General features: G+C 70.3%; 15 protein-coding genes. 13 read left to right on the forward strand and 2 right to left on the reverse strand.

Annotation, left to right across the window (positions count from 1 at the left end):
- Position 1: 1 nt before the first annotated feature.
- The 8 genes from pdxT (at position 2) to ASG88_RS21965 (ending at position 7,141) form a co-directional block, all read left to right on the forward strand.
- A complete protein-coding gene (gene pdxT, locus ASG88_RS21930) occupies positions 2-598 on the forward strand; it encodes a pyridoxal 5'-phosphate synthase glutaminase subunit PdxT (protein WP_056889592.1) in 597 nt (198 codons plus the stop codon).
- A gap of 44 nt (positions 599-642) precedes the next feature.
- Complete coding sequence (locus tag ASG88_RS21935; RefSeq protein WP_056889593.1) at positions 643-1,413, forward strand: YebC/PmpR family DNA-binding transcriptional regulator; 771 nt, start codon at positions 643-645, stop codon at positions 1,411-1,413.
- A gap of 116 nt (positions 1,414-1,529) precedes the next feature.
- Positions 1,530-2,051, forward strand: a complete 522-nt coding sequence (gene ruvC, locus ASG88_RS21940; protein ID WP_056889594.1) for a crossover junction endodeoxyribonuclease RuvC — start codon at positions 1,530-1,532, stop codon at positions 2,049-2,051.
- On the forward strand, positions 2,048-2,647 hold the full coding sequence (gene ruvA, locus ASG88_RS21945) for a Holliday junction branch migration protein RuvA (protein WP_056889595.1): 600 nt from the start codon (positions 2,048-2,050) through the stop codon (positions 2,645-2,647). Before ruvC ends, ruvA begins: the two co-directional genes overlap by 4 nt.
- Before the next feature lie 13 nt (positions 2,648-2,660).
- A complete protein-coding gene (ruvB, locus tag ASG88_RS21950; protein ID WP_157559899.1) occupies positions 2,661-3,779 on the forward strand; it encodes a Holliday junction branch migration DNA helicase RuvB in 1,119 nt (372 codons plus the stop codon).
- Between the two features lie 105 nt (positions 3,780-3,884).
- Complete coding sequence (yajC, locus tag ASG88_RS21955; RefSeq protein WP_082600908.1) at positions 3,885-4,196, forward strand: preprotein translocase subunit YajC; 312 nt, start codon at positions 3,885-3,887, stop codon at positions 4,194-4,196.
- Between the two features lie 52 nt (positions 4,197-4,248).
- Positions 4,249-4,782 (forward strand): adenine phosphoribosyltransferase, encoded by a 534-nt coding sequence (locus ASG88_RS21960; protein ID WP_056889670.1) that lies wholly within the window; start codon positions 4,249-4,251, stop codon positions 4,780-4,782.
- 130 nt (positions 4,783-4,912) lie between these two features.
- Positions 4,913-7,141 carry a RelA/SpoT family protein gene (locus tag ASG88_RS21965; protein ID WP_056889671.1) on the forward strand — a complete coding sequence of 743 codons (2,229 nt, stop codon included), beginning with the start codon at positions 4,913-4,915 and terminating at the stop codon, positions 7,139-7,141.
- Positions 7,142-7,264: 123 nt separating this feature from the next.
- Here ASG88_RS21965 and ASG88_RS21970 read toward each other — a convergent pair whose 3' ends face one another.
- Positions 7,265-7,564: a GIY-YIG nuclease family protein gene (locus tag ASG88_RS21970; RefSeq protein ID WP_056889596.1), complete on the reverse strand. Its 300-nt coding sequence runs from the start codon at positions 7,562-7,564 to the stop codon at positions 7,265-7,267.
- Positions 7,565-7,756: 192 nt separating this feature from the next.
- Complete coding sequence (locus ASG88_RS21975; RefSeq protein ID WP_056889597.1) at positions 7,757-9,010, reverse strand: DUF349 domain-containing protein; 1,254 nt, start codon at positions 9,008-9,010, stop codon at positions 7,757-7,759.
- A 90-nt stretch (positions 9,011-9,100) separates the two neighbouring features.
- Between ASG88_RS21975 and ASG88_RS21980 the strand changes: the two genes are divergently transcribed.
- From ASG88_RS21980 to ASG88_RS22000, 5 genes are all read left to right on the forward strand, one after another.
- Positions 9,101-9,805, forward strand: a complete 705-nt coding sequence (locus tag ASG88_RS21980) for an MBL fold metallo-hydrolase (protein WP_056889598.1) — start codon at positions 9,101-9,103, stop codon at positions 9,803-9,805.
- Between the two features lie 23 nt (positions 9,806-9,828).
- Entirely contained in the window at positions 9,829-11,235 is a 1,407-nt protein-coding gene (gene hisS, locus ASG88_RS21985) for a histidine--tRNA ligase (protein WP_082600910.1), read from the forward strand.
- Positions 11,232-13,037: an aspartate--tRNA ligase gene (aspS, locus tag ASG88_RS21990; RefSeq protein WP_056889599.1), complete on the forward strand. Its 1,806-nt coding sequence runs from the start codon at positions 11,232-11,234 to the stop codon at positions 13,035-13,037. The genes hisS and aspS overlap by 4 nt, the downstream gene beginning before the upstream one ends.
- 220 nt (positions 13,038-13,257) lie before the next feature.
- A complete protein-coding gene (locus ASG88_RS21995) occupies positions 13,258-14,244 on the forward strand; it encodes an ABC transporter permease (protein WP_235534965.1) in 987 nt (328 codons plus the stop codon).
- 76 nt (positions 14,245-14,320) lie between these two features.
- Positions 14,321-16,078 (forward strand): ABC transporter substrate-binding protein, encoded by a 1,758-nt coding sequence (locus ASG88_RS22000; protein WP_056889601.1) that lies wholly within the window; start codon positions 14,321-14,323, stop codon positions 16,076-16,078.
- The last annotated feature ends 130 nt before the right edge of the window (positions 16,079-16,208 follow it).

Consider the following 16,208-nt stretch of genomic DNA (forward strand, 5'->3'; position numbering starts at 1 on the left):
CGTGACCCAGACCATCGGCGTCCTCGCGCTGCAGGGCGACGTGCGCGAGCACCTGCGCGCCCTCGCCTCCTGCGGCGTGGACGCGATCGCCGTACGCCGCCCTGCCGAGCTCGCCGCCGTCGACGGCCTGGTCCTGCCGGGCGGTGAGTCGACCACGATGGTCAAGCTGGCCCGGATCTTCGACCTGCTCGAGCCGCTGCGGGAGCGGGTGAAGGACGGGCTGCCGGCCTTCGGTACCTGTGCCGGGATGATCCTGCTCGCCGACCGGGTCGAGGACGGTGCGCCCGGCCAGGAGACGGTCGGCGGCCTCGACATCACCGTGCGACGCAACGCCTTCGGGCGACAGGTCGACTCCTTCGAGGAGGACCTCCACGTCGAGGGACTCGACGACCCCGTGCACGCCGTCTTCATCCGCGCCCCGTGGGTCGAGGAGGTCGGTCCGGGCGTCGAGACACTGGCGCGCGTCGCGGCAGGACCGGCCGCCGGTAGGATCGTCGGCGTTCGCCAGGGTCACCTGATGGCGACCTCCTTCCATCCGGAGGTCGGCGGGGACACCCGGATCCACCAGATGTTCGTGGACCTCGTGCGCAGGGGCTGACCGAGCGGACCACGCCGTACTGCACCGGAGAAGAAGAGGGACCCATGTCTGGCCACTCCAAGTGGGCGACCACGAAGCACAAGAAGGCCGCGATCGACGCCAAGCGCGGCAAGCTGTTCGCCAAGCTCATCAAGAACATCGAGGTGGCGGCCAAGCAGGGCGGCGGTGACCCCTCCGGCAACCCGACGCTCTTCGACGCGATCCAGAAGGCGAAGAAGAGCTCGGTCCCCAACGACAACATCGACCGCGCCGTCAAGCGCGGCTCGGGGGCCGAGGCCGGCGCTGCCGACTACCAGACGATCATGTACGAGGTCTACGGCCCGCAGGGCGTCGCGCTGCTCGTCGAGTGCCTCACCGACAACCGCAACCGCGCGGCCATGGAGGTCCGCACCGCGGTGACCCGCAACGGCGGCACGCTGGCCGACCCGGGCTCGGTGTCGAGGCTCTTCACGCGCAAGGGCGTCGTCGTGGTGCCCAAGACGCAGGAGACCCGGGAGGTCTCCGAGGACGACGTCCTCGAGGCGACGCTCGACGCGGGCGCCGAGGAGGTCAACGACCTCGACGAGGTGTTCCAGGTGCAGTCCGAGGCCACCGACGTCGTCGAGGTCCGCACGGCCCTGCAGGCCGCCGGCATCGACTACGACTCCGCCGACGTCGAGTTCGTGGCGAGCATGGAGATCCCGGTCGCCGACAGCGACTCGGCCGGCAAGGTCTTCCGCCTCGTCGACGCGCTCGAGGACCTCGACGACGTGCAGAACGTCTTCACCAACGTCGACGTCCCCGACGAGGTGCTCGCCCAGCTCGAGGACGCTTGACGGACCCGTCCGCCGCGCGTGTCGTACGCCGACTCCGCCGCGCCGCTTGTTAGCGTGCTCGTGCGAACAGATGTTCGGACGACGGACCTGACGACGGTGAGGAGGTGGGTGGTGCCATGCGCGTGCTCGGCATCGACCCCGGCCTCACCCGCTGCGGCGTCGGCGTGGTCGAGGGCTCGCTCGGACGCCCGCTGACCCTCGTCGACGTCAACGTGCTCCGCACCAGCGCCGGCATCCCGGTCGCCGAGCGTCTGGTGACGATCGAGAAGGGCCTCGACGCCTGGCTCGACGAGTTCCAGCCGGACGCCGTGGCGGTGGAGCGGATCTTCGCCCGCTCCGACTCCAGCACCATCATGGGCACGGCCCAGGCCAGCGGCATCGCCCTCGTGGTCGCCGCCCGCCGCGGGCTCCCCGTCGCCATGCACACCCCGAGCGAGGTCAAGGCCGCCGTGTCCGGCAGCGGACGCGCCGACAAGGCCCAGGTGACCGCCATGGTGACGCGCATCCTGCGGCTCGACGCGCCGCCCAGGCCGGCCGACGCCGCCGACGCCCTCGCCCTGGCCATCACCCACATCTGGCGCGGCAGCGCCCAGGCACGCATCGACGCCGCGCTGGCCGCGGCCGGGAGGAAGCAGTGATCGCATTCGTCCGGGGCGAGGTCGCCGCCGTCACGCTCACCAGCGCCGTCCTCGAGGTCGGCGGGGTCGGGCTCGAGCTCATGTGCACGCCCGGCACGCTCGCGACCCTGCGCGTCGGCCGCGAGGCGATGCTGCCCACCAGCATGGTGGTCCGCGAGGACTCGCTGACCGTGTTCGGCTTCCTCGACGAGGACGAGAAGCAGGCCTTCGAGCTCGTCCAGACCGCATCGGGCGTGGGTCCCAAGCTCGCCCAGGCGATGCTCGCCGTGCTCTCGCCCGACGACCTGCGGGTCGCGGTCGCGGCCGAGGACGTCAAGACCCTCACCCGGGTGCCCGGCATCGGGCAGAAGGGCGCCCAGCGCATCATCCTCGAGCTCCGCGACCGCATCGGCTCCCCGGTCGGCTCCGGCAGCCGTACGTCGCCCGCGGCCGCGGCGGCGCCGTGGCGCGACCAGGTCCAGCAAGGGCTCGTGGGCCTGGGCTGGTCGGCCAAGGAGGCCGACAAGGCCATCGAGGCCGTCTCCGGCGACGCCGGACCGACCCCGGACGTGCCCGCCCTGCTGCGCGCCGCGCTCCGCACGCTGAGCAAGGCCTGAGGGGACGCGTCCGATGCCGATCGACTGGGACGACACGGGGCTGGACGACGGCGACCTGGACCTCGCCGGAGCCGAGCTGACCCCGGCCGAGGCCGCGCACTTCCGCAGGCTGACCGACGCGGAGGCCGACGGCGACGAGCGTGCCGTCGAGGCCGCCCTGCGTCCCCGCAGCCTGGACGAGGTGGTCGGCCAGACCCGCGTCCGCGACCAGCTCGGCCTGGTGCTCGAGGCCGCGCGTCGGCGTGGCAAGGCCCCCGACCACGTGCTGCTGTCCGGTCCGCCCGGCCTGGGCAAGACGACGCTGGCGATGATCATCGCGGGGGAGATGTCCTCCCCGCTGCGCCTCACCAGTGGTCCGGCGATCACCCACGCCGGGGACCTGGCCGCGATCCTGTCCGGGCTCAACGAGGGCGACGTCCTCTTCGTCGACGAGATCCACCGGATGTCGCGTCCCGCCGAGGAGATGCTCTACATGGCGATGGAGGACTTCCGGGTCGACGTCGTCATCGGCAAGGGGCCCGGGGCCACCGCGATCCCGCTGGAGATCCCGCCCTTCACCCTGGTCGGGGCCACCACCCGGGCCGGCCTGCTGCCCGGTCCGCTGCGCGACCGCTTCGGCTTCACGGCCCACCTCGAGTTCTACGAGCCGCACGAGCTCGACCTCATCGTCCACCGCTCCGCCGGCCTGCTCGGGGTCGAGCTGACAGCCGAGGGGTCCTCCGAGATCGCCTCCCGGTCGCGCGGCACCCCCCGCATCGCCAACCGGCTGCTTCGCCGCGTCCGCGACTTCGCCCAGGTGCGCGCCGACGGCATCGTGACGCTGCCCGTGTCCCGCTCCGCGCTCGAGCTCTACGAGGTGGACGAGTCCGGCCTCGACCGCCTCGACCGAGCGGTCCTCGACGTGCTGTGCCGCCGCTTCGGCGGTGGGCCCGTGGGGGTCGCCACCCTGGCCGTCGCCGTGGGGGAGGAGCGCGAGACCGTCGAGGAGGTCGCCGAGCCCTTCCTCGTGCGGTCGGGGCTGCTCGCCCGCACCCCCCGTGGGCGGGTCGCGACCCGCGCCGCGTGGCACCACCTCGGCCTCTCGATGCCCGCCGGGGCCGGCATCGAGGGTTCGCTGTTCGACGACGTGTGACCCGGCTCGCGCCGGCCACGTACACTCCACCGTTGGTCCCTCCCGAGCGCGTCTGAGGCTCGTGGGGACCGTCGTCTCACTCCCTGACTCGCGAGGTACTCGACCGTGACGGAGCTCGTCTCCTTCCTGCCCCTGGTGGCCATTGCCCTGCTCTTCTGGCTGATGGTGGTGCGACCCGCCTCCCGCCGCCAGAAGGAGCTCGCCCGCCTCCAGTCCTCCCTGGAGCCCGGCCAGCGCGTGATGCTGTCCTCCGGCATGTTCGGCACCATCACCTCGGTGGTCGACGACCGCGTCAAGGTCGAGATCGCTCCGGGCGTCGTGGTCGAGGTCGTCCGCCCGGCCATCGGCTCCGTCGTACCCGTCGAGGAGGAGGAGCCCGGGAGCACGCCCGGGACGCACTCCGACCCGGAGGCCTGAGGTGGCCCCTCGGCCCCGGTCCGGGCCGGTCGTCAGCGATCCCACCGGGGACCTGGCCAGGGCCCACCTGGACCGCCTGATCATCGACGTGCCCGACTATCCGGAGGCGGGGGTCGTCTTCAAGGACATCACGCCGCTGCTGGCCGACCACGTGGCCTTCGGGTCGGTCGTGGGTGCACTGGCGCAGGCCGGCAGGGACGCCTCGGGCGCCACGGTCGTGGACAAGGTCCTGGGCATGGAGGCGCGCGGCTTCATCCTGGCCGCCCCGGTCGCGCTCGAGCTCGGTGCGGGTTTCGTCCCCGTCCGCAAGGCCGGCAAGCTCCCGCGTGCGACGCACTCGATCTCCTACTCGCTGGAGTACGGCGAGGCGACGCTCGAGGTGCACCGTGACGGCATCTCGCCCGGTGACCGGGTCCTCCTCGTCGACGACGTGCTGGCCACCGGTGGCACCGTGGCGGCCACCCGCGAGCTCGTCGAGAGGTGCGGCGGCACGTGCGTCGGCGTGGCCGTCCTGATGGAGCTGAGCTTCCTCCCGGGCCGCGCCGCGGTCGACGGGCTGCCGCTGCGCGCCCTGATGACGGTCTGACCTCGCGCTGACCTCGGGAGTCCGCCCCACCGACGCTCGGGGTCGTCACTAGACTGGGTGAATGGCTGAGGAGACCACGACACCGGTGCCGCGGGAGCGGTCCGCCGACGTGCCCGTCTCCGCCCGCAGCATGCGTGCCCGGCTGGCCCGGATCGGGGCCAAGGCGCCCACCGGCAACCCGGTCCTCGAGCCGCTCTTCCGCGCGGTGCGCGCCAACCACCCCAAGGCCGACCTGGCCCTGCTGGAGCGTGCCTACGGCATCGCCGAGCAGATGCACGGCACCCAGATGCGCAAGAGCGGTGACCCCTACATCACCCACCCGCTCGCGGTGACGACGATCCTCGCGGACATCGGCATGACCGAGCCGACCCTGGTGGCGTCGCTGCTGCACGACACGGTCGAGGACACGCCGTACACCCTCGACCAGCTGCGCGCCGACTTCGGTGACGAGGTCGCGGTCCTCGTCGACGGCGTGACCAAGCTCGACAAGGTCCAGTACGGCGACTCGGCCCAGGCCGAGACGATCCGCAAGATGATCGTGGCGATGTCGCGCGACATCCGGGTGCTCGTCATCAAGCTCGCCGACCGGCTCCACAACATGCGCACGCTGCGCTACCTCAAGGCCGAGACGCAGGAGCGCAAGGCCCGCGAGACCCTCGACATCTACGCACCGCTCGCGCACCGCCTCGGCATGAACACTCTCAAGTGGGAGCTCGAGGACCTCGCCTTCGCCACGCTGCACCCCAAGATGTACGACGAGATCGTGCGGCTCGTCGCCGAGCGTGCGCCGTCGCGCGACCAGTTCCTCGCCGAGGTGATCGAGAAGGTCGAGGCGGACCTGCGCGACGCCAAGATCAAGGCCAAGGTCACCGGGCGGCCCAAGCACTACTACTCGATCTACCAGAAGATGATCGTCGGCGGTCGCGAGTTCTCCGACATCTACGACCTCGTCGGCATCCGCATCCTCGTCGAGGACGACCGCGACTGCTACTCCGTCCTCGGCGTGCTGCACTCGCGCTGGAACCCCGTCCTGGGGCGCTTCAAGGACTACGTCGCGATGCCGAAGTTCAACATGTACCAGTCGTTGCACACGACGGTCATCGGGCCGCAGGGCAAGCCGGTCGAGCTCCAGATCCGCACCTTCGCGATGCACCGTCGCGCGGAGTACGGCGTCGCGGCGCACTGGAAGTACAAGGAGGACGGCAAGGCCGGGGTCGACACCGACCGGCCCGGCGACCTCGACGACATGTCGTGGCTGCGCCAGCTCATGGACTGGCAGAGCGAGGTCGAGGACCCGGGGGAGTTCCTGGAGTCGCTGCGCTTCGAGATGAACCGCGCCCAGGTCTACGTCTTCACCCCGCGCGGCGACGTCATGCCGCTGCCCGTCGGGTCCACCCCGGTCGACTTCGCCTACGCCGTCCACACCGAGGTCGGCCACCACACGATCGGCGCCCGGGTCAATGGTCGTCTCGTGCCCCTCGAGTCCTCCCTCGACAACGGTGACGTCGTCGAGGTCTTCACCTCCAAGTCGCCGGGCGCCGGACCGTCGCGCGACTGGCTCAACTTCGTCAAGTCACCGCGGGCCCGCTCCAAGATCCGCCAGTGGTTCACCAAGGAGCGGCGCGAGGAGGCGATCGAGCGCGGCAAGGAGCAGATCGGCCGGATGATGCGCAAGGAGGGCCTACCCCTCAAGCGCCTCATGACGCACGAGTCCCTCATGCTCGTGGCGTCGCACTTCAACCACGCCGACGTGTCCGCGCTGTACGCCGCGGTGGGGGAGGGCAACCTCAGTGCCCAGGCCGTCGTACGCAAGGTCATCGACCTGCACGGCGGTGATGACGGGGCCGCGGAGGACCTCGCCGAGGGCGTCACCATCACCGGGCGCCGCGGTCGGGCCAAGCCCACCTCGAGCGACGCGGGCGTCATCGTCAAGGGCGTCGAGGACCTGTGGGTCAAGCTCGCGAAGTGCTGCACCCCGGTGCCCCCGGACCCGGTCCTCGGGTTCGTCACCAAGGGCGGCGGCGTGTCCGTGCACCGCAAGGACTGCACCAACGCCGGCAACCTCGAGACCCAGCCCGAGCGACTCCTCGAGGTGGAGTGGGCGCCGACGTCGCAGTCGACCTTCCTGGTCAACATCCAGGTGGAGGCCCTCGACCGCGCCCGGCTGCTGTCCGACATCACCATGGTGCTCTCGGACGCCCACGTGAACATCCTCAGCGCGACCCTCTCCACCACCCGCGACCGGGTGGCCAAGAGCCGCTTCAGCTTCGAGATGGCCGACGCCTCGCACCTCGACAGCGTGCTCCGCTCGGTCCGCTCGGTCCCCGGCGTCTTCGACGCCTACCGGGTCACCAGCTGACTCTCGGACAGTGCCGGGTCGGCCGACGTCGTGGCCGCCCTCGGATCGGTGGTTGAGGTGCGAGCGGAGCGAGCCTCGGATCGGTGGTTGAGGTGCGAGCGGAGCGAGCCTCGAAACCCCCGATCAGCCTCCCCTCGCTCGCCCACCCCGCCGACGGGAGGCGGCAACCAGCTCGTCGTACTCCCCGGCGATCAGCGCCTGTCGCTTGCGCCTGCTCCAGCCCTGGATCTGCTTCTCGAGGGTGAATGCCTCACCGACGTGCTCGGTCTCCGCACTCCAGACGAGCTCGACCGGACGGCGCGCACGCGTGAAGGCGGCGCCAAGATCCGGTGTGTTGTGCTGGTGGACCCGAAGCTCAAGGTCACGGGTGCTGCCCACGTAGTAGGAGCCGTCGGCGCAGCGGAGCATGTAGACCCAAGGCATGGCATGCCGCCTACCCGCGGCCTCCGGAGAGCATGCCGAGGGACTCCGGCCTGTGGATGACGGCGGTTTCGAGGCTCGCTGCGCTCGCACCTCAACCACCGAGGGCTCTCGGAACCCTCACGACCAGGTGGTTTCGAGGCTCGCTGCGCTCGCACCTCAACCACCGAGTGCGACCCTCGGGGACCGTCTGGGTCAGCCGCCGAACTCGGCGGACGCGCGACGCGCCATGTCGAGGAAGGCCTGCTTGTTGGCCAGGTCCGCCTCGAGGTCCTTGATGCGCCGGGCGTCGCCGGAGGCCTGCGCCTTGTCGAGCTTGGCCTGGGCGTCGGCGATGCCGGCCTCGAGCTTGGACACCATGTCGTCGGCGCGGGCGGACTTCTCCGGGTCGGACTTGCGCCACTGGTCGTCCTCGACCGAGCGGATGGCCTGCTCGACCTTGCGGATGCGGCCCTCGAGGTCCTTCATCCGGTCGCGGGGGACCTTGCCGGCGGCGTCCCACTTGTCGGCGATGTCGCGGAAGGCACGCTTGGCGGCCTCGAGGTCGGTCACGGGCAGGAGGGCCTCGGCCTCGACGAGCAGGGCCTCCTTGACCTCGGCGTTGACGGCGAACTCCTTGTCGAGCTCGGCGTTGGCCGCGTCGCGGTTGCCGAAGAAGGTGTCCTGTGCGCCGCGGAACCGCTGCCACAGCTGGTCGTCGACGTCGCGCGGGGCGGGGCCGGCGGCCTTCCACTCGCGCATCAGGTCGCGGTAGCGACCTGCGGTCGGGCCCCACTCGGTCGAGGTGGCGAGGGCCTCGGCCTCGGTGGCCAGGCGCTCCTTGATGACCCGGGCGCCGTCGCGGCGCTCGTGCTCCTCGGCGAAGTGCGCCTTGCGGCGCCGGGTGTACGTCGTCCGCGCCGACGAGAAGCGCCGCCACAGCGTGTCGTCGGTCGACCGGTCGAGGCGGGGGAGCGCCTTCCACTGGTCGAGCAGGTCGCGCAGCCGGTTGGCGCCGTTGCGCCAGTCGTTGCCCTCGGCGAGCTTCTCGGCCTCGGCGACGATCTTGTCCTTCTCGGCCCGCGACTCGGCGCTGCGCTGGGCCTTCTCGGCCCGGCGGGCGTCGCGCTGGATGGCGATGAGGGGTGCCGTGGCGTCGAGCCGGGCGGCCAGCGCGGTCAGGTCGCCGACGGCGTTGGCCTCGACGACCTGCTCGCGGAGCGCCTTGACCGTGGAGGTGGCCTCCTCCGGGCTCAGCTTGCCGGCGCCGATGCGCTGCTCGAGCAGGTGCACCTCGAAGGCGAGCGCGTCGTAGCGGTCGGTGAAGAACTTCAGCGCCTCCTCCGGGGAGCCCTCGGGGTACTGCCCCACGGAGCGTTCACCATCGGTGGTCCGGACGAATACGGTGCCGTCCTCGGTGACCCGGCCCCAGGGGGAATCGGGCGGCGAGGACTGCTTGTCGGCGCTCATGGTCGCCCATCGTAGTCACGTGCCCGAGGGGCCTCGGTAGGCTGACTCCTCGTCGTGCCCGACCCGCCCACTGCTGAGGACTGTTGCCCCGTGTTCATCGCCGGCTTCCCCGCTGGACCCTGGGGCACCAACTGTTACGTCGTCGCCACCGGAGCGGGCAACGAGTGCGTCGTGATCGACCCCGGCAAGGACGCCGCCGCCGGTGTCGACGAGGTCGTCCGCGAGCACCGGCTCAAGCCGGTGTCCGTCCTGGTGACCCACGGCCACGTCGACCACATGTGGTGCGTGGCGCCCGTGGCGGGCACGTACGACGCGACGGCGTACATCCACCCGCGCGACCGGCACCTGCTCTCCGACCCGATGGCGGGGATGAGCCGCGAGACGACGGCGATGCTCCTCGGCGGCAGCTACGAGTGGGCCGAGCCGGACGACGTCCGGGAGCTCTCCGACCTCCAGGAGATCGAGCTCGCCGGCCTGCGCTTCGTCGTCGACCACACCCCGGGCCACACCGAAGGCTCGGTCACCTTCCGGACGCCGTACGGCGAGCAGGACATCAGCGACCTGATGTTCTCCGGGGACCTCCTCTTCGCGGGGTCCATCGGCCGCACCGACCTGCCCGGCGGCGACCACGCCACGATGCTGCGCAGCCTCACCGACAAGGTGCTCCCGCTCGCCGACGACATCGTGGTGCTGCCCGGTCACGGTGAGCAGACGTCCATCGGTCGCGAGCGCGCGACCAACCCCTACCTGCTCGAGCTCCAGCACGGGGACGAGACAGGTCCTTCGTTCCAATAGAGCACCCGAGGCCGAGAGAGATCATGAGCAAGCCCACGCCCCTCAGCGGGTTCCCCGAGCTGCTGCCTGCCCAGCGGGTCGTCGAGCAGCAGGTCATCGACACGCTGCGCCACACCTTCGAGCTGCACGGGTTCGCGGGCATCGAGACCCGCGCGGTCGAGCCCCTCGACCAGCTGCTCCGCAAGGGCGACACCTCCAAGGAGGTCTACCTCCTGCGCCGTCTCCACGAGGAGTCGGCGGAGGGGCACGCCGGGCTCGGCCTGCACTTCGACCTCACGGTCCCGTTCGCGCGCTACGTCCTGGAGAACGCCGGCAAGCTCGACTTCCCGTTCCGGCGCTGGCAGATCCAGCGGGCGTGGCGCGGTGAGCGGCCCCAGGAGGGTCGCTTCCGGGAGTTCACCCAGGCCGACATCGACATCGTGGGCCGCGACACGCTGGCCTTCCACCACGACATCGAGGTGACCCGCGTCATGGTCGACGCCCTGACCCGCCTCGACTTCCTCCCGGCCTTCCGCCTCCAGGTCAACAACCGCAAGCTCATCCAGGGCTTCTACGCCGGCCTCGGCATCCGCACCGACGACGGCAGCACCGACGAGGTGATGCGTCTCGTGGACAAGCTCGACAAGCTGCCCGTCGACAAGGTCCGGGACCTGCTGCTCCAGGACGCCGGCCTGTCGGTGGAGAACGCCGACCGGGTGCTCGAGCTGGCCACCATCCGCTCCGACGACGACGGCTTCGTCGCCGCCGTGCGCGCCCTCGGCGTCGAGCACGAGCTGCTGGACGAGGGACTGGAGGAGCTGGCCGCCCTGGTCCGGGGCTGCGCCGACCTGGTCTCCGACCGGGTGCGCGTGACGGCCGACCTGTCCATCGCCCGTGGCCTCGACTACTACACCGGCACCGTCTTCGAGACGCGCCTGGACGGCTACGAGTCGATGGGCTCGATCTGCTCGGGCGGACGCTACGACGCGCTCGCCAGCGACGGCCGTACGACGTACCCGGGCGTCGGCATCTCGCTGGGCGTGAGCCGCGTCGTCGTACCCCTGGTGGCCCGCACCGGCCTGACCGCCTCCCGGTCCGTGCCCAGCGCCGTGCTGGTCGCCGTGGTCGACGAGGACTCGCGCGCCACCAGCAGCGCCGTCGCCGCCGACCTGCGCCGCCGCGACGTCCCCTGCGAGGTCGCGCCCGACGCCGCGAAGTTCGGCAAGCAGATCCGGTACGCCGAGCGCCGCGGCATCCCGTTCGTCTGGTTCGTCCAGCCGGACGGCACCCACCAGGTCAAGGACATCCGGTCCGGGGAGCAGGTCGACGCCGACCCCGCCACCTGGGCCCCGCCGGAGGCAGACCTCCGGCCGAGCATCAGCACCCCGGGTTTCGAGGCTCGCTCCGCTCGCACCTCAACCACCGACAACAACTCCGAGGAGACCCCGTGATCCGCACCCATGACGCCGGCGCCCTGCGCGCCGAGCACGTCGGCCAGACCGTCACCCTTGCCGGGTGGGTGGCCCGGCGTCGCGACCACGGGGGAGTGGCCTTCCTGGACCTCCGCGAGGCCAGCGGCGTCGTGCAGGTCGTGGTGCGGGACGAGGCGGTCGCGCACAGCCTGCGCAGCGAGTACTGCCTCAAGGTCACCGGCGAGGTCGTGGCCCGCAAGGCCGGCAACGAGAACCCCAACCTCGCGACCGGCGAGATCGAGGTCGTCGCCCTGCCCGGCGCCGAGGGCATCGAGGTGCTCTCCGCCTCCGACCCGCTGCCTTTCCCGATCGACGACGCGTCCGGCCACAAGGGCGGTGAGGTCGGTGAGGAGGCCCGCCTCAAGCACCGCTACCTCGACCTGCGCCGCTCCGGCCCCAACGCGGCCCTGCGCCTGCGCTCCAAGGTCAACAAGGCGGCCCGCGACGTCCTGGACGCCCGCGACTTCGTCGAGGTCGAGACACCCACCCTCACGCGATCGACGCCCGAGGGCGCCCGGGACTTCCTGGTCCCCGCGCGGCTGGCGCCCGGCAGCTGGTACGCCCTCCCGCAGAGCCCGCAGCTGTTCAAGCAGCTGCTCATGGTCGGCGGCATGGAGCGCTACTACCAGATCGCGCGGTGCTACCGCGACGAGGACTTCCGCGCCGACCGCCAGCCCGAGTTCACCCAGCTCGACATCGAGATGAGCTTCGTGGACCAGGAGGACGTCATCACGCTGATGGAGGACGTCCTCGAGGCCATGTGGGCGCAGGCCGGCCACACCATCGAGCGGCCGCTGCCGCGGATGACCTACGCCGAGGCCATGGCGCGCTTCGGCTCCGACAAGCCCGACCTCCGGATGGGCCTCGAGCTCGTCGAGTGCACGGAGTACTTCGCCGACACCACCTTCCGGGTCTTCCAGGCTGACTACGTCGGCGCCGTCGTGATGCCCGGCGGCGGGAGCCAGCCGCGACGCCAGTTCGACGCGTGGCAGGACTGGGCCAAGCAGCGCGGGGCCAAGGGCCTGGCCTACGTCACGATCTCCGAGGACGGCGAGCTGGGCGGCCCGGTCGCCAAGAACCTCACCGACGCCGAGCGCGAGGGCCTGGCGGCCCACGTCGGCGCCCAGCCGGGTGACTGCATCTTCTTCGCGGCCGGCCCGGTCAAGAGCAGCCGTGCGCTGCTCGGGGCCGCCCGCCTCGAGATCGGGCGTCGCGGCGACATGCTCGACGACTCCGTGTTCGCCTTCACCTGGGTCGTCGACGCGCCGCTCTTCGAGCCGAGCTCGGACGCGGTGGCCAGCGGTGACGTCGCCGTCGGTGCGGGCGCCTGGACGGCCGTGCACCACGCCTTCACCAGCCCCAAGCCCGAGTTCGTCGACACGTTCGACACCGACCCCGGCAGCGCGCTGGCGTATGCCTACGACATCGTCTGCAACGGCAACGAGCTCGGTGGTGGATCCATCCGTATCCACCGCGGTGACATCCAGAAGCGTGTCTTCTCCGTGATGGGCCTCAGCTCCGACGAGGCGCAGGAGAAGTTCGGCTTCCTGCTCGACGCCTTCAAGTTCGGCGCCCCGCCGCACGGTGGTATCGCCGTGGGCATGGACCGCATCGTCGCGCTGCTCGCCGGCACCGACTCGATCCGCGACGTCATCGCGTTCCCCAAGTCCGGAGGGGGCTACGACCCGCTCACGGCGGCGCCTGCGCCGATCTCGCCCGCACAGCGCAAGGAGGCCGGTGTGGACGCCGCTCCTGCGGAGGATGTGTCGCCCCAGGGCTGATCGAGGGGCGATCCTGCGGCGGTCCGGACCCGGTGGTCGTGTCCGGATCGTTACGCGTCAGTGATCGTCTGTGCGGCACGCGTCACATAGAGTCCCGTCTCGGCGCAGCCCGAATGGACTAGTCGGGTCGCCACCCCGAAGCACTGATCCCCCCGGACCAGCATCCCCGCCAGATAGGGAGAGCATGTCGCAGCCGACTGCACCCGAGACATTGGGCTCGTTGACCGACGAGACCACGCTCGACCCGAACAGCAAGGCCTCGAAGGAGATCGCCGGCAAGTCGCCGATGCGGATCGCCCTGGGCCGGCTCGTGAAGGACAAGATCGCGATGGCCTGCGCCTTCGTCATCCTGTTCTTCGTCTTCATCGGCGTCTTCGCCGGTGTGATCAGCGACCTGTTCGGGGTCAACACGGACACCCAGTCGCCCAGCCAGTTCCTCGACGTGCTCAACGGCGGCATGCCCAAGCCGGAGTACGGCCCGCCCAACGGTGGCTTCACCATGGACCACCCGTTCGGCATCGCGCCCCGCACGGCCGACGACAACCTGGCCTACTGGCTCTACGGCGCCCGGACCTCGCTGATGATCGCCTTCGGCGCCACGCTCTTCGCCTCCATCGTCGGTGTCGTCGTCGGCCTGCTCGCCGGCTTCCTGGGCGGCGTCGTCGACCGGGTCCTGTCCTTCTTCGTCGACACCTTCCTCACGGTCCCGTTCCTGCTCGCCGCGCTGACCATCGCGCCGATCCTCAACGAGCGGTTCAACTCCAGCGACAACTACCCGACCATCCAGAAGGTCAGCCTCGTGGTCGTGCTGGCGATGTTCGGCTGGATGGGCATGGCCCGCCTGATCCGCGGCGAGGTGCTGTCGCTGCGCGAGCGTGAGTTCGTGCAGGCGGCGCGGGTGCTCGGCATGCCGACCCGGCGCATCCTGTTCAAGGAGCTCATGCCCAACCTGGCCGCGCCGATCATCATCAGCGTCTCCCTCATGCTCCCGGCCTTCGTGGCCGCAGAGGCCGGCCTGGCCTTCCTCGGCATCGGCGTGACCAGCGGTGCGTCGTGGGGGCTGACGATCAGCTTCGCGATCACCTACTTCGAGGCCTACCCCCTCTACCTCTGGGAGCCCCTGATCGGCGTCGTGCTGCTCGTGCTCTCGCTCAACCTCCTCGGCGACGCGATCCGCGACGCCCTGGACCCCAAGACTCGTCGCTGACCACCCGGTCACCGATGCAGACGCTGCCGACAGCACCTGCCGCCGGCACGAACACAGATAAGAAAGGCTGGACAGCATGAAGCGGAACAAGCCGCTCGCGCTCGTTGCCGGCGCTGCGCTCCTCACCCTTGCTGCCTGTGGCGGCGGGGGCGACGACAGCAGCTCCTCTGGCTCGGGCAGTGACCGAGAGTTCGGTGCCCAGGAGGGTGGGAGCAAGGACGCTGAGCGTCAGGGCCCCGCCGCGGAGATCGAGGGTGCCACCGCTGGTGGGACCGTCACGGTCTACCTGCCCGGCGACCCCGGACCCAACTCGCTTGACCCGACCGACGGCTGGTCCGTCACCGGCAACTCGATCCAGCAGGCGCTGACCCACCGCTCGCTCACGCAGTACGTGCGTGACGAGGAGGGTCAGCCGGTCCTGGTCCCCGACCTCGCGACCGACCTGGGCACGCCCAACGACGACTTCACCGAGTGGACCTTCACGATCCGCGAGGACGCGAAGTGGGAGGACGGCAAGCCCGTCACCGCCGAGGAGGTCGCCTGGGGCATCCAGCGCTCGCTCGACTCCGACACCTTCCCGTCGGGTCCCGGCACCGAGTACTCCAAGAACTACTTCCTCGGTGGCGCTGACTACGAGGGCCCGTACACCGCCAAGGGCGAGGAGTACGACGCCATCACCGTCTCCGGCCAGGACGTCACCATCAAGATGGAGACCCCGTTCCCGGACATGGACTACTGGGGCGCCTTCATGGCGATGGGCCCGGCTCCGCTCGGCAACGCCTCCAAGCCGCCGAACTACGGCCAGGACCCGCTGTCCAACGGTCCCTACATGATCGAGGACTTCCAGCCCAACCAGGAGCTCACCCTCGTCAAGAACGAGCAGTGGGACCCCAACTCCGACCCGGGTCGTCACCAGTACGTCGACAAGTGGGTCTTCAAGTTCAACCAGGACCAGGCGCAGGTCGACCAGATCATGCTGTCGGACAACACCGACTCGCAGACCGCGATCTCGACCGCTCTCGGCTCGGACAAGTACACCGAGGCCAACGAGGCCCTGGGCGAGCGTCTCGTGCAGCAGACGTCGCAGTGTGTCTCCACGCTGACGCCTGACTACTCGAAGATCACCGACATCAACGTGCGCAAGGCCCTCGCCTACGCCTACCCCTACGAGGACATGTGGTTCGCGACGGGCGAGGTTCCCGGCGTCACCCGCATCCCGGCCAACTCCGTCATGCCCCCCGGCATGGCTGGCAAGAAGGACTTCCAGGTCGACGGTGAGCAGATCACCTACAACCCGGAGAAGGCCAAGGAGCTCCTCGCCGAGGCAGGCGAAGAGGGCTACCAGATCACGATGGTCTACTACGAGGTCGACCCGCTGGCCGTCGCCGGTCAGAAGCAGCTCACCAAGGGCTTCGAGGAGGCCGGCTTCCAGGTCAAGGCGATCCCGGTCCAGGTCTCGCCGTACGACATCTGGCTCGACCCCGACAACAAGACGAACAAGCAGCTCAACCTGCGTGGCGTCAACTGGTGCTCGGACTGGCCCGCCGGCTCGACCATGATCCCGCCGCTCCTCAAGACCGACGCTGTCTACAACACCGCCGGCTTCTCGGAGCCCGAGATCGACCAGAAGATGGACGACATCGCCACCATGCCTCTCGAGGACCAGGCCGACGCCTGGGGTGCGCTGGACGAGGAGATCATGACGGACTACTTCCCGATCATCCCCACCGCGTTCCGCAACGACCTGTTCGTCTTCGGTACCAAGATCGGCAACCCGACCGGTGACGGCGCCCTCGGCGCCCCGAACTACAAGGACGTCTACGTGACGCAGTGAGCCTTGTGCTCCTGCAGCATCGGATGAACCCTGTGTTCTAGCAGCACCGTTCAGCAATAGCAGCAACTGACGGGTGGGGGTCCCAGACCTGGGGCCCCCACTCGTCAGCCCGCACACTTCCACCACCCCC

This window comes from Nocardioides sp. Soil777 (genome assembly GCF_001428425.1).
Classification (GTDB): Bacteria; Actinomycetota; Actinomycetes; order Propionibacteriales; family Nocardioidaceae; genus Nocardioides; species Nocardioides terrigena.

What these genes read in the sequence shown, in the direction of transcription:
- ASG88_RS21935 (WP_056889593.1), top strand. Translation starts at nt 643, where the DNA reads ATGTCTGGCCACTCCAAGTGGGCGACCACGAAGCACAAGAAGGCCGCG.
- ruvC (WP_056889594.1), top strand. Translation starts at nt 1,530, where the DNA reads ATGCGCGTGCTCGGCATCGACCCCGGCCTCACCCGCTGCGGCGTCGGC.
- ruvB (WP_157559899.1), top strand. Translation starts at nt 2,661, where the DNA reads ATGCCGATCGACTGGGACGACACGGGGCTGGACGACGGCGACCTGGAC.
- ASG88_RS21965 (WP_056889671.1), top strand. Translation starts at nt 4,913, where the DNA reads ATGCGTGCCCGGCTGGCCCGGATCGGGGCCAAGGCGCCCACCGGCAAC.
- ASG88_RS21970 (WP_056889596.1), bottom strand. Translation starts at nt 7,564, where the DNA reads ATGCCTTGGGTCTACATGCTCCGCTGCGCCGACGGCTCCTACTACGTG.
- ASG88_RS21975 (WP_056889597.1), bottom strand. Translation starts at nt 9,010, where the DNA reads ATGAGCGCCGACAAGCAGTCCTCGCCGCCCGATTCCCCCTGGGGCCGG.
- hisS (WP_082600910.1), top strand. Translation starts at nt 9,829, where the DNA reads ATGAGCAAGCCCACGCCCCTCAGCGGGTTCCCCGAGCTGCTGCCTGCC.
- ASG88_RS22000 (WP_056889601.1), top strand. Translation starts at nt 14,321, where the DNA reads ATGAAGCGGAACAAGCCGCTCGCGCTCGTTGCCGGCGCTGCGCTCCTC.